The following is a 20,520-nucleotide window of genomic DNA, read 5'->3' as shown; positions in this document are numbered from 1 at the left end:
ATCAGTTGCCGCCTTTTTTGATGATCTGTTGCACCGTCATCAAGATTATTTTCATATCTAGCATGAAGCTATGTTCACGCACATATTGTAAGTCTAATAGAGTGCGCTGTTCATGGGTCGCATCGGAACGAACTGTTGCTTGTGCAAGCCCAGTGATTCCGGGTTTTACACTCGTACGCATTTTCCACTGTTCTTGTGTGTAATTTTGCTCTTGTACCGGAACGTCAGGTCTAGGACCGACAATGCTCATGTCGCCAAACAACACATTTAATAGTTGCGGTAGCTCGTCGATACTCGTACGACGAATAAAACGGCCAACCTTCGTGATTCTTGGGTCATTAGCTTGTGTGTAGTAAGGCCCTGTTTCAGAAGCATTGAGCTTCATACTGCGAAACTTATACATACCAAACGTTTTTCCGTTGATACCCACACGTTTTTGACGGAAGAATGGCGTACCAGGGTCATCTATCATGATGAGCACTGCCACTACGACAAGGACAGGTGACAAACACAGCAAAACCATGACTGACACGAAAACATCAAACACTTTCTTCATCACATCTCTTTCGCTATCTGTTCCACAATACTAACTAGAGCTTGGCGGTCACTCTCAATTTCTTGCTGATTTCTCTTTTCCAAAGAGTCAAGCTCCCGATACAATTTCTCAACTTCGCTCCGAAGCTCAACTTTAGATTGTAGCTCGGCAAGCGTCTGAGAGCGCTGATGAAACGCTCGAGACAAAATCACTGCAGAAGAGCCCAGTCTGACGTGCTCCGCCAACACTAATCGCGCAGGTAACGTCCCCTCACCAATTCGAGCAATTCCCCCAAAACCAAACTTCTTACCAGCGCCTCTTATTCTACTGGTCAACTTTTCAACATACCCTGACGATAGAAGCTCAAACATAAACGTCATATCGAGCTGCCTATGGAGATCATTTAATCCAATGTAGCACTCATCAAAATACGGGCTCTCGACGTAATCGGCTAGGTTCTCAGCTGCGGCTTTCGTTTCAATTAGGGGAATAAACCTTGCTCTGCCATCGATCATTCTACCAACTGCATCAATGTCTGCTGCGGTTTCAAACATCGGAAGCATAATAATATCAGCGCCATTATCAATTGCGTTATCCACCTCCGTAGAGGTCCCATCGTGCAGAGGGTTAATACGGACTAACAGTTCGACTTCTGGAACAGCATGTCGGATATCACCCACGTCTTTCATGGAATGTTGGCTAATAACCGTATCTAAATGCCCTTGACGCTCAAACTTACCCATTATCTCAAGATCAACGAAAATACGCTCAATCTGACAATCAACGGCAAAGCGTGCAATATCCACCTTATTGGTGATAAACATCAACTTCATTTTATCTCTACCACTTACTCATTCTTCGTTTAATCAACAAGAGTACGCTCACCATGATGAGGCCTATTGACACGCCTACTAATGTCACACTCACCAAAGGCGCAAAGCTCAGCACCCAGCTTTTGCTCGCCAAAACTGACACGTAAACCAGCGCTAAGACACCTAAGCCGGCAACAGTCAGTTTCGAAATACCGGAAAACAACCAATATTGATGTTTTCTTTTTATCATCCCGATAAGGCTCAAGGTCATCGCTGCGTAAAATGACACCAAGCTATACAGCAGCTGCGAAATACTCGGTTGATAGAGTAGTAAAAAGCCAAAGAAGCCCCCACCTAGCAACGTTGTAATCAAGAATGGCGTTTTCGTATCTCTTCTCGCAGAATAAATCGCTAACAATATCCCGTTTATACACTGAAAAGGTAGACACCATGCATAGAGTGACAAATAGCGACCTATGCTTACAAGTTGCTCTTCTCTGAGCGCCCCCCACCCATATACAACTTGAGCGGCCAGTTCACTATGCTCACGCAATGGAATCAGTACTAACAACGACATAAATAGTACCAAACAAACGACAATTGAGGCCATCTTGAAGAATCGTACTTCGTCACCGTCGGCATAGACACCCGACAGTTTTGGTAGTAAAACGATACTAAATGCCGTCGATAATACGATAAGTGGCAATTCTACTAGCTTGATCGTGTAGTTGACTAAAGAGAGTGCCCCCTCTCCCTCTATCGAAGCTACCGTTCTGACAACAACGGGAAGAGCAAAAATAATCCCCCCGGAAAACAAGGCATAAGCATAGCGCTTTACCAACTCTGGAGTAATGAGCCATTCCATTCGATGGGAGATGAAAAGAGGGAAACTTCCAATTGAAACCACCTGAGATAGCCAGCGCAGCAAAGCAGCAGCAACCACACTCAGCGCAATGTAGGCAAACCCTCCCCCAAGACTGACTGTGAGAACAATGGCGACAATAATAGTCAAATTAACAATCAATGTGCCAAGCGAGGTCACCGTAAATCGCTCTTGCGCGTTCAGGTAAGCCAAAGAAGCTCCTGTCGCTAAAGAAAACGGTAACGCCAACAAGCTTAAAAAGAACATACCTTGATTATGTTCGACAAAATTATTGTCCATACCAAGCGCTAATGAGCCTAGCAATTCCCCCTTAAACAGATACCCCACGGCAACTAGCACGCAACCAAGCAGAAGCATGATGGAACTGACCTGCTGAAACAGCGCTTTCGCACTAGACTGCTCTAGGCGCTTGAACTCTGGGATAAGCGCCATACTTAAGGCGCCGCCCATCAATAAGCTCACCAAAAAATCTGGTGTCGTGAGCAAAATAACGATGAAGTCACTGCGCTCGGTCGCTCCATAGGCATTGGCTATGACTATTTCTCTGAAAAAGCCGCTGATTCGACCGATCAGAAGCCCGAAAGAGACAATAGCTGCACTTAATGCGATGTTTTTAACGTTCATTATTTAGTATCGGCTAGCGAGGAAAACAACAGCTTTTCAATTTCATCAGAAATGTTATTCACAGCAACACCGTCATAGAGAACAAAATCATCGCTCAGTTTATCCAGCTCATTGATTATAGCTGGATACAAGTCCTCTTCGTCAAACACAGGGCTAGACATGCCAAGGTTAAAATACGAGTTAAACTGATTGTAAACTGTACCCTCAAGACTCACTAAACCAAGCCCCATAGCCCTGCCTTCTAAGCCCACGGTACTTATGTTGGTGACGACCACATCACTATGAGCTAATCGATCATGCAATGGATCATTTCTGTCTGAAACCTTAATGTTTGGATATAAGGAGTAATCGACGTCTTGATTTGGATGAGGTCTAAAATAGACTTCCCACAAATGCTTTTCTGCGAGTTCATTCAGTTCTTTACGTACTCTATCCCCAAAACTACCGTCAGCTTCAAAGCCTGGATATTGAGGTAAACTTGCAGGCAAGTGACAGTCAGCGAATAAAATTCGCGTCTTCGAACCGTCAGGTTGGCGTTGAGTTTGCTTTACACCGTCGAATACTGGGGTACCTGTAACAACAATCTGAGCGTTTGGGTTCGTAGTTCGACTAATGATACTCTGTCTAACAGGCTCTGAGAGCACACAGATGGTATCAGCTAGACCATCATTCGCAACATCAAGCACACCAGAAGTTCCACCTTCAATCCAGATACCATCATTAATGCATAGCGATGGAATAGAGTGTTTTTTCGCAGCGGATAGCGCGGCTCTCTCCGCTCTAGGGGCATTAGTAGTAACAACAATATCGGGCTCTAGAGCCGCAATAATGCGCTCAAGTGTACCTTCAGGGTAAAACACCGCCCTACCTTGTTTCTGAAAAAGAGCATCCGCTTGTTGCTCACCGCATGTTTCAACTAGATCAAAAAAAGAGCATCCCATGTAAAAAATACTGTCCTCGAGACTTACCGGACCATTTGAAGCAATGCCCCTAGCAAGTTTTTTTCCATACTTTTCAACAGCAGGGTCGTACAGATGCTTAAAATCGCTGAACGTAACATAAGGTACATTTCTACTTTTCAAATAAGGAGCAGCCATAGTCAATGCCAATATAGTCACTGCATAGTCTTGCTTAAGTCTTTGGTAAAGCGACTCAACAATCGTGACATGCCCACCACCGTAGCAGACCATCAGTATTTGTTTCTTCAAACCGTTACCTTCCTTGATATTTTCTAATCAAAAAATCCGCAATATCGAAATCCAATTGATTATCAATATCAATCGAGCACTCAGATGGCATCTGATAAGCATAGGTCGTATCTTTATATGCAAGCTCCTTCGTTTGCCTCACCTCATCTGCATCATAGATATAAAGCGCACCGTTAAGTCGATAATACTGCTCTAAATCTTGAGATCGCGCCGCAGCACCATCTTTCAAAAAGCTTCCCATTGAACCATCAGCTGGCAAAACATTTGCCCAAAGTGGCGAGTGTTCACAAGGAGCTACCGAAACAACTGAGGTGGCCCTCTTTTCAAAATAGTACTCTAGAGCTTCATCAATATGTTGAGAGTTCCTAAGTGGAGAAGTTGGTTGAAGCAGTACAACAATGTCGCTATTTTGCCCAAATTGGTTAAGTGTATAAATAACCACATCTTTTGTTGTGGCTGTGTTTGTGGCAAGCACCTCAGGTCTAAGCTCAGGCACCGGCACTCCACAATCAGCGGCAACCGCCGCTATCTCTGTATCATCGGTGCTCACAAACACATCATCGACATATTGACTACCCAATGCGGCATCAATAGTCCAAGCTATGAGCGGCTTACCTGCCAACGGAAGTACGTTTTTCCTTGGTAGTCTTACACTGCCGCCCCTTGCTGGTACTATGGCAAAGACTCTTTGACCGTGAATCATTAAAGCAATCCTAAGGTATGAATATCAGTTTGAGCACGATTGAAGTCATCAATACGACCGATATCCAACCAATATTCATGAATAGGGAACATCAGCACAGACTGTTGATTACTAATCTGTTGCTCAAGAAGTGTAGGCATATCAATTTTGACATTTTTAGGCACGGCCTTGAAAATACTTGGTGCAACTACATAAATACCTGCATTCACAAAAAAACGTTGGATTGGCTTTTCAACCATTTTGGTAATCATGTTTCCCTCACCCTCAACAACGCCATAAGGGATTTGATAATCATACTCGCGAACACACATGGTAGCGTCTGCTTGGTTTTCGTTGTGAAATTCAAGCAACCTCTCAAAATCGACCTTTGTTAGAACATCACCATTAATCATAATTAATGGCAAGTCGTCAGAAAGAGCATCTGGCAACAAACCTAGAGCCCCTCCAGTTCCAAGAGGCTCTTTTTCATTGACATAGCTAATACTTACACCGAAACGTTGACCATCGCCAAAGTGTGCTTCAATCTGTTCGGGCATATAATGCGTTGAAACATAAAAATTAACAAAACCAGCTCGAATAAAGCTTCGAAGCACTGTCTCCAAAATCGGCACTCCACCTATTTTCAGCATAGGTTTCGGGCAGTCATCTGTAAGGGGTCTCAATCGTGTGCCGAATCCTCCAGCCATAATAAAAACTGGGTTTTCATAATTCGGTTGGCTCAGAGCGCCATGAAGTGTTTCTAGCCCAACAACGATGCCATCTTTCAACAATGGAATAGATAGGATACCCTTTTTTTCCATTATCTTTGCCAGCACCTCTTTTGAAGTGCTCACATCAGCAGTCGTAGCGTTCGTATTCATAACTGATGCAACACTTGCTGACAGAGGTACATCATCAAGTATACCTCGGCGAATATCACCATCAGTAGCAACCCCCAAAAGTCGATTGGCGTCATCAACGACCACGACAATCCGCAGCGCTTCTGTGTTAATGATTTCTAAAGCATCGCGAAGTGACTTGGTAGGGGCGATTAAAACATTTTCCCAACAGTGACTCATGAACTACATTCCCAACAATACGATTTACTACAATTAATTACTAATATACAAAGACTTACAAGGTAAACACATTTGCCCTTGTTCAAGATTTCGAGTAACGACGGCGCCCGCTCCAATTGTACTTCCCGAAGCAATTTCAATATTTTGAATCACCGTGGCACCAGCACCCACAAAGACATTATCACCCGTTTTCACTTGGCCACATAATATAGCTCCCGGAGCAATATGATTGTTGCTACCGACGAGGCAATCGTGCTCAACGATAGCTCGACTATTAACAATCGACATGCTCTCAACTTTAGAACCAGTATTTACAATGGCACCTGGAAAAATTTGTACCCCATCAGCAATGACGGAGTGCTTAGAAACGAGAGCTGAGTCCGCTATGACCGTCTCAAAATGATAGCCTCTAGCTAGGAAGTATTGGCTAACTCGAAGTCTCACCCTGGAGTTTGGCAACTGACCAATACCATTTACTAGCCTTACCCCTTTTGCTGAATAACTTAGCACTTTTGCATCACAATCTAAGTGCCTAATTGTTTCAAACAAAGGGGATACCGGTTTGTCAGGGCTTACAAAAGCAACCACCTCTCTACCTTGCTCTATCAGGATATCCATTAGAGCGGTAGCATGGCCACCAGCCCCTATCATAATGATGGGTTGTCGCTCAACATTATCCAACGATAAGCTCTCCCGAGCGGTAATCCTTGGTTGCTACAGTGCCTAGCAGAGACCAGTATTGACTTGGAGATAAACCGTCACCCGGACGTTTTATTGTCAAGTTCTCCTTAGTAAACGCCTCACCCGCCTTAATCGCTGCGCATGCTACGATACTTTTTCGAACAATCGGCTTATTTTTCACCTCAGACAAGGTAGGTTTTTTAACACCATTACCCAGCGCTAGTTCAACCTGACGAATTGAGGTCACCATTTCAGTTAGCTCATCCGGTTCTAACGATGCTCTGTGGTCAGGGCCTTCCATATTCTTGTCTAGAGTGAAGTGCTTTTCTATCAAGCAAGCACCTCGAGCAACAGCAGCAATAGGCACCGTATTGCCTTTGCTGTGATCCGAGTATCCAACCTGTAACTCAAAAGACTGTTGTAAAGTATCCATAGCCTTCAGGTTTATCTCATCAAAGGGCGCTGGGTATTCAGTTGTACAGTGCAGTAATGTCACCTTTTCTTTGAGAGCTTTCTGTCCTTCGCTTGATGCATAGGCCATTTGGAAAGCGAGCTCACTTGGGGTTTGCTCCTTATCAGCAACATAACCAAATGCAATAACACCTAACACCTGTTCAACTTCAGCGAGTGTCGCCATTCCCGTTGATACAATGAGATCACAACCCGAACGTGCGTGGTCCAGCACTAAAGGGAAGTTAGTAATTTCTCCTGAAGGCAGCTTCAATCGCTTCAGGCCAAGATCTTCCACTAAGAATGAAAGACTCTCTTGATCAAATGCCGTAGATAAAAACTCAATACCGAGCGACTCACAATGTGCCAACAGCTTATGATGGGCCTCATAAGATAGCTCTAGCCGGCTAAGCATAGCCAACTGAGACTCTTCCTTCTTGGTATTCGCGACCTGGTATTTGGCTTGCTTAGCCTCTTCTGTTACGAGATTCTTCGCTTTAAAAGTTTGAAATTTAACGACATCCGCACCAGCTTTATGCGCCGCGTCTACTAATTTGAATGCGAGTTCTTCACTACCGTTGTGATTGACACCCGCCTCAGCAATAATCAGTGTCATAATATTTCCTTAATGAGCATAAACGCCTCAGCTGCTTCAGCATTGCATTGAGTACCTCGAACATAAGCTAAAGATTCAAGCGCCTTTCTAGAGCGAGGAAACGGAAAGTCGTGAACTTCCGACTCAAACATTTCCAATATGTCGAGTTTGCCTGACAATGTACTTGAAATATCGACGAAGATATTCGGTCGAAAACCGCCATCTTCGGGCTTAAAGCCATGCTCAGTTTCAGACATCGTTTCATAAGCCATAACCTTTTTTACAAAAGGATATCGAAATGATTTAGTCGCAGACATAACAGCATCGAACACAATCTCATGGTCGCTGTGAGCATCATTGCGATAAACTGTAAATACCAGTTCAGGCTGAATAGTAGAGACGATATTGGATATTGGGCCAATAATCTCACCAAGAGGTAAAGTCTCTAGCATCGCTGGCGGTAAACCAAGTTCGTGTACACCCGAGAAACCATAACGCTTTGCAACATTCTCAATTTCCCGTGCTCTAATGGTGATTTGTTGTTGAGTAAACCCAGCAGACTCACTCATACCTGTTACCAATAACCAGTGAAGCTCGCAACCTTCGGAGCGCAGCCTTAAAATGGTGCCACCACACCCTAATGTCTCATCGTCAGCGTGTGGGGCAACGATCAACACCTTCTTCATAAATACTGCCCTATTTTAAACTTTTTACTGTCAGCTATCGTTAACTTAATCGCCTCTCGCCCAGAAGCTTTCACCACAATCGAATCCGACGTAGTATCAATTATTCTTCCTGGTTCAATATTTTCCGGGTACTCATGTGCAAGTAACTGGCTGCTTTTTACAGTAACGTACTCATCGTCGCACTGAAACTCAGCACCTGGGTATGGTGGCGCTAGGGCTCGCACTAAATTGTGAATCGCTACAGCTGACATTCTGAAGTCAATGAGACCATCTTTACGAGTGCGCTTTCTCCAATATGTCGCCTGACTATGATCCTGCTCGACAAACTGTGCTCTATTGGCGACCAAGTCTAAACCTATGTTCTCAATTTGCGCCTGCGCCGCAACAAGAATTTTACTGTATAAAGATGCGGCATCATCTTGTGAGTCTATTTTAATAATTTGCTGAGAAACAATGGGACCAGAATCCGCTCCACTATCCATTCTAAAAAATGTAGAAGCCGTCTCAGTCAGGCCTAGAGCCAGCGCCCAAATAATAGGGTGGCGCCCCCTATTTTGTGGAAGCTTAGCTGGATGGAAACCGATAACTCCACAAGGTGCGATTGACAGCGCTTCTTCATCAAGCAAGTAACTCCACCCAACACAGAAAATAACATCTAGGTTAAATTGGCGAAGAAATTCAGTAGATAGCTGTCTCTGCTTTGGTTCTTCAAAATGGTATGGTATATCGTGATCAATGCAAAGATCGGTCAAATTACAGAAGTCTGCGTTGACAGAAGAACTTTCTCTTGTCACGACCGCTACAACATCTAGTCCTGGAACTTTAAGTAGAGTATCGAGTGCCATTCGACTCGAATCAACGCAACCTATAAAGCCAACTCGCATTATTTCTCCTGCCCTAAGTCATAAAACTGTTTGTAAATAAGGTTAGCAGTATCCACTTCTAATAACTGGTTTAGAATTTTAGCTGAGCTATCCCCCTTACCATAAGGGTTTTGTTCAGACTTACATTGAGCCTTAAATAATGAACTGCGCGCTTTCTCGATAGCCTTTACGATCGAGCTTTCGCTGCCTTCACAGTGTACAACCGTTCGCCCTGCAAGACGCCCTTTCTGCCTATCGCCAATATTAATCGTTGGTACTCCAAATGTAGGGACCTCAATAAGCCCACTAGAGGAATTACCAATCACCAAATCACAATGCTTCAATGCGCTTAAGTAACGTAACTGCCCGAGCGAGGTCACGAGTAATACTCTATCAGGAAACTCACTTTTAAATTCATCCAACACCTTAATTAATGCACGCCCATGCGTATCCGCGTTAGGGTAAGTGATAACAAATCGGTGTGTTGGATAACGACGAAGAGCACTCAATAAATTTTCTAGCTCACTAATAGCGCCATCATTACTTAATGTCACAGGGTGGTGCGTCACAACCATATAGGGCGCATTAGTCAAATCAAACTCGATAGATTGCGATAATTCATCAATATCAAGTAGATCCAACGCAACAATACTATCAATGCCAGGAGCGCCGACATTGAACACTCGATCTGGCTGCTCACCAAGTTGAATGACTCGCTGTCGATACTCTTCCGTGGCAGTGAAGTGAATGTGAGACATTTTTGTAATTGAGTGCCTAACGGCCTCGTCAATCAACCCCTCTGTCGTCTCCCCACCATGTATATGTGCAATGGGAATTTGAGCAGCCATAGCGGCCTGGCAGATGGCCATAGACTCAAAACGATCACCCAATACCACCAATAAATCAGGTTGGTTTCGCGCAAACGCGTCAGCAGCAGAAATAAGCGCTAAGCCCATAGACTTGGCAATCCCAACTGGCGTGTCAGACGAGAGCAAGAACTCCAGCCTTTCGGTGATAGGGAAACCATCTTTTTCGATTTGGTTAATCGTCTTACCAAACTCTGGTGACAAATGCATTCCACCCGCAAAAAGCTGGAGTTCTGCATCGGGGGACTCATGTAACCCTTTAATAACCCAATACAACAAACCGTACTCAGCTCTTGTTCCGGTAAATATTGCTATCTTCTTCATCCAATCCTCACAGGGGAGCTAGGTAGGTTAACAACTCGAGACTCAAAATATCGCGAGTGCGTCAAATCTCCACATAAGGCATTGGCAAACATAGGGAGTTTAATCATCAATTGCCAAATTGGCCTCGTCATGACACCTGCATCATTCGTGATTCGAATAAGCGTGTCCCTCTCAAGCTGCGATGTACACACTACCGCATTTAACCAATAGTTTGATGAAGCATAATCTGGCTCCTCGACAAACATATAATCACTGTTTTCGAACAAATCTTTATAGCCCATCGCTAACTCACGTTTTTGTGCCAAATATGCACTCAATGACTCCATTTGAGCACAGCCTAGGGCCGCATTAAGATTCGGCATACGATAATTGAACCCGGGCTCATCATGATAAAACTCATAGGGGTGAGGGACTTTTGCCGTCGTCGTCACATGCTTGGTCTTCATACCTGCCTCTTTCGTTTGGCAAACCACCATACCACCGCCTCCGGTTGTAATAATTTTATTGCCATTGAAACTAAAAGCGCCATACTCACCGAACGTCCCTGTATGCTTACCTTTATAGAATGAACCCAGGCTCTCAGCGGCATCTTCGACTAAAGTAAGCTGCCACTTCAGACACACTGATATTAACTCATCCAACTCAACGGGATGACCAAAGGTATGCATTGGCACAACAGCCTTAATATGCTGCCCAGTCTTTCTATGAATACACCCTTTTTCAGTTAGTTCAGCATGCTCAGCCAAATAAGCTTCAACCGCGTTCGGACACAAACCAAGGCTTACCGGCGACACATCGACAAATATCGGCTCGGCACCCATGTGGTATAAAGCATTGCAAGTGGCGACAAAAGTCAGTGCTTGTGTGATAACTAAATCACCACGACCAACGCCCGCCATATACAAGGCCGCATGCAAGGCTGCGGTCCCATTAACCGTCGCTACCGCTTTCTTGGTTCCGGTATAGACTTCCATCTTTGCTTCGAATTCATCAACATAGCGACCGACACTCGAGACAAACGTGCTGTCTATCGTAGACATCACATATTGCTTCTCATTACCATCAAAAGCAGGAGCATGAAGCGGGATAAATTCATCTGTTTTGTAGGTATCACGTACAAATTCAACAATGTGAGTTGGATTCATGACTTCCCTTCCGTTACATTTTACTGTCTAGGTACTTACCAGTTTCTTTATGCCCAAAATCAGGAATCATCGAGAAAAATAGCGCCACGATTTGCTCCTTGGTCCATGATTTTTGATCTTTCATGTCACTTATTTCTTGCTCGAACAGCGACAACAATTCAGGGTCATAGTCTGGGTCATTTTTGATAATGCCCAAATTGTCAAAGCGCGACATATCGAGCACTTCTTTATCAGTGAAAAACTCTTCAAAGTCCTTTTCACCCGTAGTATCACTCTCCGTGAACAGGCAAGGCCATTTACCTTGCTTGGGTAGCGTGTGAACAAGACTTCGAGCCTCTTCTTCCGACCCACATAAATGCGGTTCGTAACCGAGCTGCGCTAAATACTTCACCGCAATGTCTGCAAACGAAATTAGGTGCAAGGATTCACTTAACTTAGGGAAAAAAATGTCACGGTTTTCGCCAAAGATACACGACATCAAGCATAGCTCACCGGACTCTTTCGGAGTAACAAAGTAGCGTTTAATGTCGTTAGGGGCGACGATAGGCTGACGTTTTTGGATACGCTGATTGAAACCGTGAAGCAGTGAGCCATCTGAGAAAGCGACATTTGCGAAGCGAGCGGTCGAAATCGCCATTTGCTCACTCTTGCGCATCAAAAACATCTCCATGATGCGTTTAGAAGCGCCCATCATATTCACTGGATTTGCGGCTTTATCCGTAGAGACACAAAAATACTTCTTTACCCCACTTTGTAATGATTGTTCAATCGTTTTATCCGTGTTAAACACGTTGACGTCAATCATTCTCATTAAGGTAAATGGATCTTTTTCACTTCGGACGTGCTTAAGTGCAGATAGATTTAAAACATAGTCGTATGCACCATCCGCATTGATAAACGCATCATATTCAATCGACCCTATATCCAAAGCAAATGTCTGAAAATCGCCTTGAATATAACCGAATGAGCTGCGGATATCGCGCACCAGCTCCACCATGTTATTTTCACTAATATCAACAACATGAAGCTTCTTTGGCTGACGCTTAAATATCTCTTTTGTGACCGCCTGACCAATCGAGCCTGCGCCACCTAGAACAAGAAATCGAGATTCCGAAACAATACGTCGAAGTTCCTGATCATGTTTATCAATATCCTGTTCAAACAATTCTTGCTCACGGCCAATTAATGGCAAAATTTGGTTCATAAGAAAAACACCTTTAAAAACAACAAATACTGCCGTAACGCACCAGACATAGCAGCGACACCAATATTACATTGAGGCTAGTGCCTCACGAGAAGAGGCGACTCCATATTTAGCCGTGTATTGTACATTAGGATTAGCCGTAGTGCGATATCCCTAAATGGCCCTCCAGCCACTGACATTTCAGCCACATCAAATCAAAAATGCCTTACTCAGTCAGTGGTCGATATATTTGACTTTACTCCCTCTTGCTGTTGTGCACTTCCTCAAACTGATGTTACGCTCTCTTGACAAAAAACATGCTTACCTCAAAAAAAGTCAGACCATTCTTCGCCTATTTTTCGTTCGCCCCTGCAATTGACAATATTATTATTTAGAGGTTGATTCCACTTTTCGAAAGCTGAATTAATGACATTAATCGCGCTGCCGTACTCTATTAGCATCACCTGTTAAATTCATCACTCTCTGAATGAGCATTGCTCAGAAGAAGTGAGTAGCAACTAACACTGGGAGTGTATCTTCAATGGCATTTGCTCTAACCCTTCGTTATGCGTCGTTTCGTCATAAAAACAAAGGCGCAGGTCGCGTTCTTGAACTTGCTGTGATTGCAATCGCAATGGTGGCGATTGGCGCACTGTTAACAACCGATAATATCCAACTCATTTTGGCATCACTTGGTGCACTTTCCTTTTGTATCGGTTCATTTTGGTTTTTCAAAAAATCGGACGACATGCGCCGCTCTATGCCTGACTAAATCGCGCATGTACAGTATCGCTTAGAAATAAGCAATTGGCCTACACACGCTAGTAAACAATACGAGTAGAAGGCTCTAGGTAGGGTGAAATACACGCCACCAGAGCCTCTTTCGCGTACTTCTCTCCATGAATAAGATGAAGCTGCTCCAAATGGTCTTTACACCCCATTATGTAGCCCATCAAATCCTGCTGATCAGCATGCGCTGAGTACCCCGACATAGTATGTATGCAAGCTTGTACAGCAACACTCTCATTATCTATCTCAACACGTTTCACTTTATTTTGTAACTGCCTTCCTAAAGTGCCTTTCGCTTGATAGCCAGTAAAAATTACATCGCTACGGGCATCAGGTAGCAAAGCTTGTAAGTAGTCCATCACGCGCCCGCCCATACACATACCCGATGCAGCAATCACAATGGCAGGCTCACCGGTCGACGCGAGACGATTCACCAGCGCCATGTGCTCTTTATGGCTATCGATGACCACGCACTGACGAAACCCAAGCGGATAGCGCCCTGAATCACGTTTACCTTTCGCCTCAGCGGTCCACAACTTTCGATACTGGCGGTAGGCTTTCGTTATCTTGGCAGCCATGGGGGAATCAACGATGATGGGGAGAGAATCTGATAGCTGTTTTTGGTGCAGCAGAGATTCAATGTCATACAGCAGCTCTTGAGTTCGGCCAACACTGAAGGCAGGAATAATAATAGTCCCGCCATTTTGCAGGCTCTTCATTATAATAGTGAGCAGTCGTTCACTTCTTGCCTCAACGCTTTCATGCTGCTTGTTGCCATACGTGGTTTCGATAAAAAGGTAATCGGCCCGCTTTGGCGGCAGAGGGTCTGGCAGTAGCGGCGTACTCTTAGGTCCAAGGTCACCAGAAAATACCGCTATTTCTTGATTGGGCAGCTTAACTTCAACGTACGCACTCCCCAAAATGTGTCCCGCGGGGCTAAGGCGAATGTAAGTGAAGTAGCCTTGCTGTTGAGATTTTATTGGCACCCAAGAACCATACTCCATAGGTCGAAGTTGGCGCTTGATTCGCTCCAGAATGCGACTTCGCTGAACACGGGTTAAATCTAGCTGCAACCTTAATCCGTCATCAAGCATGAGCGGTACTAAGTGCGCTGTCGCGTGTGTGCAATAGATCGGACCTTGGAACCCTTTAGCGAGCAGCCACGGTAGCCGACCTATATGGTCAATATGAGCATGAGTAAGCACTAACGCACGAATGTGTGAGGTCTTAAACTCTATCTCTAGCGACTTATTTTCTGTATCACTTCCTTGAAACAAACCACAATCAATTAGCAGCCCATCACCATGGATAGTCAATTCATGACACGATCCAGTGACGGAATTTTTACCACCATGGTGTGTGGCATGAACATCATCGGTCAGTGATATCTGTTTACTCTCCTTTCGCATAACATTACCTCAGCTCGTTGATTCAACCACACTCAATGCCTGGCTTCGCTCACCCTCAACGACACCACTTTTCATTGCGCTCACCAGCTGCGAAATAATTGGGCTCACTTCTCCTTCACTGTTCACCAAGAAATAACTGTGTCCGACGGGGTAATCAAAACGCTGATTGAAACTGTCACAATCAAACTCAAACACGTTTTTTGGCAAAGCACTGAGCTGTTCAGGGCCTGTCATTCCAAGACGACGCGATGCAGTGATATTTTTGAGGTTGGCAACTTTCGAAGCCGACATAGCGAGATCATCACTGGCATAAAACACCAACACATTTTTCGCCGAATCGACAATATGTCGGCCATCTTCGCCTTCCTCTAAACAGTGATTCTCCACATCAGCCGCAACCATAAACACGTTTCGAAACAGAAGAGGCATACCACCAAGGCGCTCATCTTCTACCCATGATGACATGGCACTTTTCAGCACTCGATTTCCCATCGAGTGCGCTACAACATTCATCCGCTTTAGACACGGAAACTGCTGCTGTGAAGCCTCTCGACGCCACATATCAAACTTATAAAACAACCGAGCAAACGCCACACCAGAGTGCTCTGCTGCCTTTTGGTCATCCCAGTAGTCGTCCGCTATCGCGACAACATGGTCATCATCACAAGGCCAGATAATCGGTATCACGAGCGCCAGACCAGGTTGCTGTTTATCCAGTAACACTTGCAACTGAGCACTACGCTCAAACACCTCCGGCTCCATGTTGTTATTGAATCCGTGTAGATAGAAAAGTAGCTGGGTTTGTTCTGGTAAGGCCTTGAGTTTTGCGAACAACGTGGAAGAGAGCATCTCAACGTATTCTCCCTCCCCACGTCGCTCGCAGAAATAGAGCCATTTTGAAATGTCGGTATTTTGAGTATCAAATGAGATAGCACGATTCATTTTAGAACGTGCTGACTGTATGGGTATTCGGTTAGTGATAAATAACATGCGGCCCCCTTATTGCTCATAAAAACCATCGAGCATACGAAGCTTCTTGGTTATTTGCGTTTAAGAAGCCTGTATTTGCGAGGCAAGATGCACTCAAAGGTTAGTGCTTACACACGCAACATTGAAAATAAAGATAACTCTCTAATTTAAATTCCCCACCCTCACCAAATACACACCACCCTCATTTCCCCCTGTAACCCTCACTTCGCCGTCATCCTCACTTCCCCGTCATCCTCATTTCCCCGTCATCCTCATTTCCCCCGTCATCCTCACGAAAGTGAGGATCTCCCACCACAAGTGACTCACTCACGCCCACCAACAAACCACAGCGCGCGCTTCACAAGATTCTCGTTTTCACGAGAATGACGGAACCTAATACACACCAAGCCTCCCAATTGTCACCCCGCCCATGACTAGATACCCTCACCCAACATCCATCACCCAACATCCATCACTCAACATCCGTCATCCTAACCCAACACCCGTAATCTTCGCTTCCCCCCGCCCCCCCTCACTTCCCCGTCATCCTCACGAAAGTGAGGATCTTCCCCCACAAGTGACTCACTCACGCCCACCAACAAACCACACCACTCGCCTCACAGGATTCTCGTCTTCACGAGAATGACAGAACCTGAAACACACCAAACCTCCCAACTGTCGCCCCCGCCCATGACTAGATACCCTCACCCAACATCCGTCATCCTAACCAAACACCCGTAATCTTCACTTCCACCCGTAACCCTCATTTCCCCCTGTAACCCTCACTTCCCCCGTCATCCTCACAAAAGTGAGGATCTCCCACCACAAGTGACTCACTCACGCCCACCAACAAACCGCACCGCGCGCCTCACAAGACTCTCGTCTTCACGAGAATGACAGAACCTGAAACACACCAACCTCCCAACTGTCGCTCCCGCCCATGACTAGATACCCTCACCCAACATCCGTCATCCTAACCCAACACCCGTAATCTTCACTTCCACCCGTAACTCTCACTTCCCCACCACCCTTACTTCCTCCGTCATCCTCACGAAAGTGAGGATCTCCAACCGCGCGTGACCAACCAAAAACCAACCACCAGCCCACTACGCAACTACACTCACATATCTTGTGACAAAGATCTCAACAAACAAAAATGCATAAAAATTAACCAGCCCACTTTTACCGTCTCCCAACCGCTTAATTTTCAACCAGTTATAATCATCACTCTACAGTATTCCGCCATCTCACCCATTTGCATATTTATGTGATCGTCATAACCTAGTTAAACAGGGATCGCGACCACCACAAATCACCCTACCAACCCGAGTACTAACAAACAGAATGACCGGGTTTCTAAGGACAGTGTTCGGCTTAAACAACAAAACACAACAACAATCGTGGCCGCGAGTTAGCAGCAAAACAGTTGGAATAGTTATGGCTTGGCAAATGATCAGTGTAGTAATAAGCACGTTTGCAGTGTTGCTTATCGCACACAAACTCGCGCCTTATCTAGGCTTGGTAGACAACCCAGATTCACGTAAGCGACACAAAGGACAGATCCCTCTCGTAGGCGGTGTGTCCATAGCCATATCATTTTGCGCCGCACTCATACTCATACCCGAAATCATTCCCTTTCAAAGTCTGCTTGTGGCATCCATCGCAGGGTTAGTGCTACTTGGCGTCCTTGACGACCGCTACGACCTTAGCTGCCGAAGTCGTCTAATCGTACAGGCCTTTATCGCCACTCTCATTGCTTTAATTGCAGACGTTCAGCTAGTTACTTTTGGCGGTGCCTTTGGCTTTGGCTATGTCACGTTTGATTGGCTATCGCTGCCGTTAACGATCATTGCCGTTATCGGCGCTATCAATGCCTTTAATATGGTAGATGGTATTGATGGTCTGCTTGGCAGTTTAGCAAGTGTCACACTCCTCGCGCTTTGCCTCTTGTTTGCACTGCAAGGTGATATGGCGCACTTACAACTGTGTTCGCTACTGCTTTGCGCTATTGGTCCCTACCTTGTCTTTAACTTAGGTCTGCTCGGCCGCAAGTATCGACTCTTTATGGGCGATGCCGGCAGTATGATGATTGGCTTTGTGGTGGTATGGCTACTCTTCACCCTAACCCAACAAGCGGAATCATCCATCATCTCAACCATTGATAATTCCGTGCGCCCTGTGACAGCACTATGGCTGATTGCCGTCCCGCTTATGGACATGGTGACTATTATGGTTAGGCGCATCAAAAAAGGCCAATCACCAATGACACCAGACAGAGGGCATCTCCACCATATTTTTCAGCGCGTTGGATTTAACTCCAAACAGACACTCTTTATCATCACGACTATCGCTACGCTGTTTGCTTCAATAGGCATTATTGGCGAGCTGATTGATGCCCAAGAATCCACCATGTTCTATCTGTTTTTGGCGTTATTTGGTGGCTACTATTGGAGCCTTTCAAAGATCTTCCGCCTTACCGCCTACATTCGCCTAATGAGACGAAATCAACCTCAAGAAGCCTCTGCTGGCTGATTAATCATGAGTAACACAATGTGAATATAGATGCACAATTCGTGATATTGGTCAGTATTATCTGAAAATCGAAGTAATACGCAAAAAATATATGCAAGCCCAACTTCATATACGACCAAAACTCCAGTAACATTAAGCGATGGGTCACAAAAAAAAGAACCCAACAATTTCTAATTACATAAAAAATGTTACTCAGTAGGATACATGACTTTACTCCTCGGCTTTGTGGCGGTCACCGCCTTCATCACGTTATTTTTTGCAAGACGACTGGCGAAGGTCATCGGTCTTGTTGACAAACCCAATGTAAGAAAGCATCACCAAGGCGTAGTGCCATTGGTCGGTGGTATCTCAATCTGTATCACCGTGACCATCACAGTACTCGCGTTTGATATAGATCTTGACCATGCAGGCTTGTTTTTGTTCTCTATCTGTACTCTCACCCTGTTAGGTGCAGTTGATGACAAATACGATATTAGCTTTAAGTCTCGTATGCTGTGCCAAGCACTACTTTCACTTGCCATGATGCATTTCGCAGAGCTTGAGCTGCATACACTAGGGAACATGTTTGGCTTGGGCCATACCGAGCTAGGTGGGTTCGCAGTGTTGATTACCGTGTTGGGTGTGATTGGCGCAATCAATGCGTTCAATATGGTGGATGGGATTGATGGGCTACTTGGCGGGCTGTCGATTGTCTCTTTCGGTGCTTTAGCATTTCTTCTTTATCAAGACGGACACTCAGGTCTTGGCCTACTCTGCCTTATCTTTATCGCTGCCGCACTGCCGTATATCGGTATGAACCTAGGTTTGTTAGGACGCAAGCGTAAAGTATTTATGGGTGATGCGGGAAGTATGATGATTGGTTTTACCGTCATTTGGCTGCTTCTTAGCGGAAGCCAGGATGAGTCGGGTGCGATTATGCGACCGGTAACAGCACTTTGGTTGATTGCACTACCTCTGATGGATATGGCGGCGATTATGATTCGCCGTGTTCGTCGTGGTGATTCGCCGTTTAAACCAGACCGTGAGCACCTGCATCATATATGTCAGCGTTTAGGGCTTAGCTCGAGACAAACACTGCTGGCGATCTGTGTGCTTGCTTCGGCGCTGACTGGGTTTGGGTTGTATGGCGAGATGGCGCAGATCCCAGAGCCGATTATGTTCTATGGATTTATTGCGTGTTTTGTGGGATATGCGTTGTGTCTGTCGTATATCTGGCGTATTACGCGTTTTGTGCGCAACAAGCTGGGACAAGACGTAGGAGCTGAGGCCGCAGAGTCTAAGTAAACCCGACCTCTATCAATCGGCCTTCGACTCCCTTTAAGTTAAAGGCCGAGTTCTCAGCTGCGCTTTGCTTCAGGCATTCGTGTTAACGAGCAACGCTCAAACTACTGCTTGAACGGTTCAAAAGTATTGAAGCAGCTACTTAAGCTGAAGCCCATAGTTTTCAATATGAGCGAGTAACTCACTCGATGTAATTCGATGCTTTACAACAAAATCCACCTTGAAAGGGAGTGAAGATTGCTCTAATCGATCTTGCATATCAGCAACGACCGTCAATGTGATTGCAGTGCCTTCTATGGCAATATCGATATCAGAGTTGTCTCTGTACGTTCCCAACGCCCTTGACCCAAAAATCCAAGCATGAGTTACCAACTCGTGCTTCAAAACCACATCCTTAATCAGTTGGTAATGATGAGGTTTTAGGCCTAACGAAGTGGGCACTGTTAAATCATTATCGTTCACTTTTCACCTTTAAATACTGCGTAATTTGCTCTATTACAGGTGAAAACGAATCTAAAATCAGCGCTTGAGCTTCGAGAACATTTTCCTCGTCATAGGTGTGAGACAGTAAATTACGTTTTATTAGCGCCTCAAGCATTGTTTCACATTGTTGTGAAGAAAGGTGCCTAGCCTCCAGTGCTGTGCGGAACACGCTTCTTGGGGAAGCGACATCAAAGCCTTCGAACTCAAGTAAATCTTTAAGCGTTTTCCAAGTGAGCTCGAAAGAAAATTCAAAGGTTTGTACAAGTCCAGCCAGTTCTAGCTCATTGTAGCTCTCTTGTGCACACGCCCTTCTAAGCCTTTGTTGAGCTCTCAACAAGTTTTGCAGTCTTTGCTTCCAGCGGTCTGGATTCGAATTCATAGTAATCACCTAAAAGTCGAAGAATCTTTGACGCTACATTGAGCCCTAAACAACCAAATCAA

20 protein-coding genes are annotated in these 20,520 nt (G+C 45.1%); 3 read left to right on the top strand and 17 right to left on the bottom strand.

Annotated features, from left to right (window positions below):
• Nucleotide 1: 1 nt before the first annotated feature.
• From AC6I8U_RS01260 to AC6I8U_RS01200, 13 genes are read right to left on the bottom strand one after another with little or no spacing between them, the layout of a single operon-like run.
• Complete coding sequence (locus AC6I8U_RS01260; RefSeq protein ID WP_498017544.1) at nucleotides 2-556, bottom strand: sugar transferase; 555 nt, start codon at nucleotides 554-556, stop codon at nucleotides 2-4.
• Nucleotides 556-1,368: an aldolase/citrate lyase family protein gene (locus tag AC6I8U_RS01255; RefSeq protein WP_498017543.1), complete on the bottom strand. Its 813-nt coding sequence runs from the start codon at nucleotides 1,366-1,368 to the stop codon at nucleotides 556-558. Before AC6I8U_RS01255 ends, AC6I8U_RS01260 begins: the two co-directional genes overlap by 1 nt.
• 7 nt (nucleotides 1,369-1,375) lie before the next feature.
• Nucleotides 1,376-2,854, bottom strand: a complete 1,479-nt coding sequence (murJ, locus tag AC6I8U_RS01250) for a murein biosynthesis integral membrane protein MurJ (protein WP_498017542.1) — start codon at nucleotides 2,852-2,854, stop codon at nucleotides 1,376-1,378.
• Nucleotides 2,854-4,062, bottom strand: coding sequence for a glycosyltransferase family protein (locus tag AC6I8U_RS01245; RefSeq protein WP_498017541.1), 1,209 nt, complete (start codon nucleotides 4,060-4,062; stop codon nucleotides 2,854-2,856). Before AC6I8U_RS01245 ends, murJ begins: the two co-directional genes overlap by 1 nt.
• A gap of 4 nt (nucleotides 4,063-4,066) precedes the next feature.
• Entirely contained in the window at nucleotides 4,067-4,765 is a 699-nt protein-coding gene (locus AC6I8U_RS01240; RefSeq protein WP_498017540.1) for an acylneuraminate cytidylyltransferase family protein, read from the bottom strand.
• Nucleotides 4,765-5,823 carry a nucleotidyltransferase family protein gene (locus AC6I8U_RS01235; protein WP_498017539.1) on the bottom strand — a complete coding sequence of 353 codons (1,059 nt, stop codon included), beginning with the start codon at nucleotides 5,821-5,823 and terminating at the stop codon, nucleotides 4,765-4,767. The genes AC6I8U_RS01240 and AC6I8U_RS01235 overlap by 1 nt, the downstream gene beginning before the upstream one ends.
• Nucleotides 5,824-5,856: 33 nt before the next feature.
• Nucleotides 5,857-6,504, bottom strand: coding sequence for an acetyltransferase (locus AC6I8U_RS01230; protein WP_498017538.1), 648 nt, complete (start codon nucleotides 6,502-6,504; stop codon nucleotides 5,857-5,859).
• Nucleotides 6,497-7,570: an N-acetylneuraminate synthase gene (gene neuB / locus AC6I8U_RS01225; RefSeq protein WP_498017537.1), complete on the bottom strand. Its 1,074-nt coding sequence runs from the start codon at nucleotides 7,568-7,570 to the stop codon at nucleotides 6,497-6,499. The genes AC6I8U_RS01230 and neuB overlap by 8 nt, the downstream gene beginning before the upstream one ends.
• Nucleotides 7,567-8,235, bottom strand: coding sequence for a PIG-L deacetylase family protein (locus tag AC6I8U_RS01220; protein ID WP_498017536.1), 669 nt, complete (start codon nucleotides 8,233-8,235; stop codon nucleotides 7,567-7,569). Before AC6I8U_RS01220 ends, neuB begins: the two co-directional genes overlap by 4 nt.
• Nucleotides 8,232-9,080, bottom strand: coding sequence for a methionyl-tRNA formyltransferase (locus AC6I8U_RS01215; RefSeq protein ID WP_498017535.1), 849 nt, complete (start codon nucleotides 9,078-9,080; stop codon nucleotides 8,232-8,234). Before AC6I8U_RS01215 ends, AC6I8U_RS01220 begins: the two co-directional genes overlap by 4 nt.
• Nucleotides 9,081-9,118: 38 nt before the next feature.
• Entirely contained in the window at nucleotides 9,119-10,288 is a 1,170-nt protein-coding gene (neuC, locus tag AC6I8U_RS01210) for a UDP-N-acetylglucosamine 2-epimerase (protein WP_498017534.1), read from the bottom strand.
• Nucleotides 10,285-11,433 (bottom strand): LegC family aminotransferase, encoded by a 1,149-nt coding sequence (locus tag AC6I8U_RS01205; protein ID WP_498017533.1) that lies wholly within the window; start codon nucleotides 11,431-11,433, stop codon nucleotides 10,285-10,287. The genes neuC and AC6I8U_RS01205 overlap by 4 nt, the downstream gene beginning before the upstream one ends.
• Nucleotides 11,434-11,446: 13 nt before the next feature.
• Nucleotides 11,447-12,637 carry a UDP-N-acetylglucosamine 4,6-dehydratase gene (locus tag AC6I8U_RS01200; protein ID WP_498017532.1) on the bottom strand — a complete coding sequence of 397 codons (1,191 nt, stop codon included), beginning with the start codon at nucleotides 12,635-12,637 and terminating at the stop codon, nucleotides 11,447-11,449.
• A gap of 520 nt (nucleotides 12,638-13,157) precedes the next feature.
• On the opposite strand from AC6I8U_RS01200, the gene AC6I8U_RS01195 reads away from it, so the two are divergent.
• Nucleotides 13,158-13,388 (top strand): hypothetical protein, encoded by a 231-nt coding sequence (locus AC6I8U_RS01195; protein ID WP_498017531.1) that lies wholly within the window; start codon nucleotides 13,158-13,160, stop codon nucleotides 13,386-13,388.
• A 49-nt stretch (nucleotides 13,389-13,437) separates the two neighbouring features.
• Here the strand turns inward: AC6I8U_RS01195 and AC6I8U_RS01190 are convergent, their stop codons facing one another.
• Complete coding sequence (locus AC6I8U_RS01190; RefSeq protein WP_498017530.1) at nucleotides 13,438-14,814, bottom strand: MBL fold metallo-hydrolase; 1,377 nt, start codon at nucleotides 14,812-14,814, stop codon at nucleotides 13,438-13,440.
• A gap of 9 nt (nucleotides 14,815-14,823) precedes the next feature.
• On the bottom strand, nucleotides 14,824-15,804 hold the full coding sequence (locus AC6I8U_RS01185; RefSeq protein ID WP_498017529.1) for an alpha/beta hydrolase: 981 nt from the start codon (nucleotides 15,802-15,804) through the stop codon (nucleotides 14,824-14,826).
• Between the two features lie 1,428 nt (nucleotides 15,805-17,232).
• Here AC6I8U_RS01185 and wecA (AC6I8U_RS01180) point away from each other — a divergent pair.
• Both wecA (AC6I8U_RS01180) and wecA (AC6I8U_RS01175) read left to right on the top strand, forming a co-directional pair.
• Nucleotides 17,233-18,315: a UDP-N-acetylglucosamine--undecaprenyl-phosphate N-acetylglucosaminephosphotransferase gene (gene wecA / locus AC6I8U_RS01180; RefSeq protein WP_498017528.1), complete on the top strand. Its 1,083-nt coding sequence runs from the start codon at nucleotides 17,233-17,235 to the stop codon at nucleotides 18,313-18,315.
• Nucleotides 18,316-18,519: 204 nt separating this feature from the next.
• On the top strand, nucleotides 18,520-19,599 hold the full coding sequence (gene wecA / locus AC6I8U_RS01175; RefSeq protein ID WP_498017527.1) for a UDP-N-acetylglucosamine--undecaprenyl-phosphate N-acetylglucosaminephosphotransferase: 1,080 nt from the start codon (nucleotides 18,520-18,522) through the stop codon (nucleotides 19,597-19,599).
• 135 nt (nucleotides 19,600-19,734) lie between these two features.
• Here the strand turns inward: wecA (AC6I8U_RS01175) and AC6I8U_RS01170 are convergent, their stop codons facing one another.
• Nucleotides 19,735-20,058, bottom strand: a complete 324-nt coding sequence (locus AC6I8U_RS01170) for a nucleotidyltransferase family protein (protein WP_498017526.1) — start codon at nucleotides 20,056-20,058, stop codon at nucleotides 19,735-19,737.
• Complete coding sequence (locus AC6I8U_RS01165; protein ID WP_498017525.1) at nucleotides 20,048-20,458, bottom strand: HI0074 family nucleotidyltransferase substrate-binding subunit; 411 nt, start codon at nucleotides 20,456-20,458, stop codon at nucleotides 20,048-20,050. Before AC6I8U_RS01165 ends, AC6I8U_RS01170 begins: the two co-directional genes overlap by 11 nt.
• Between the last annotated feature and the right edge of the window lie 62 nt (nucleotides 20,459-20,520).

It is taken from the genome of Vibrio sp. KUL80, assembly GCF_059725495.1.
This window is presented reverse-complemented; position numbering and strand designations above follow the sequence as displayed.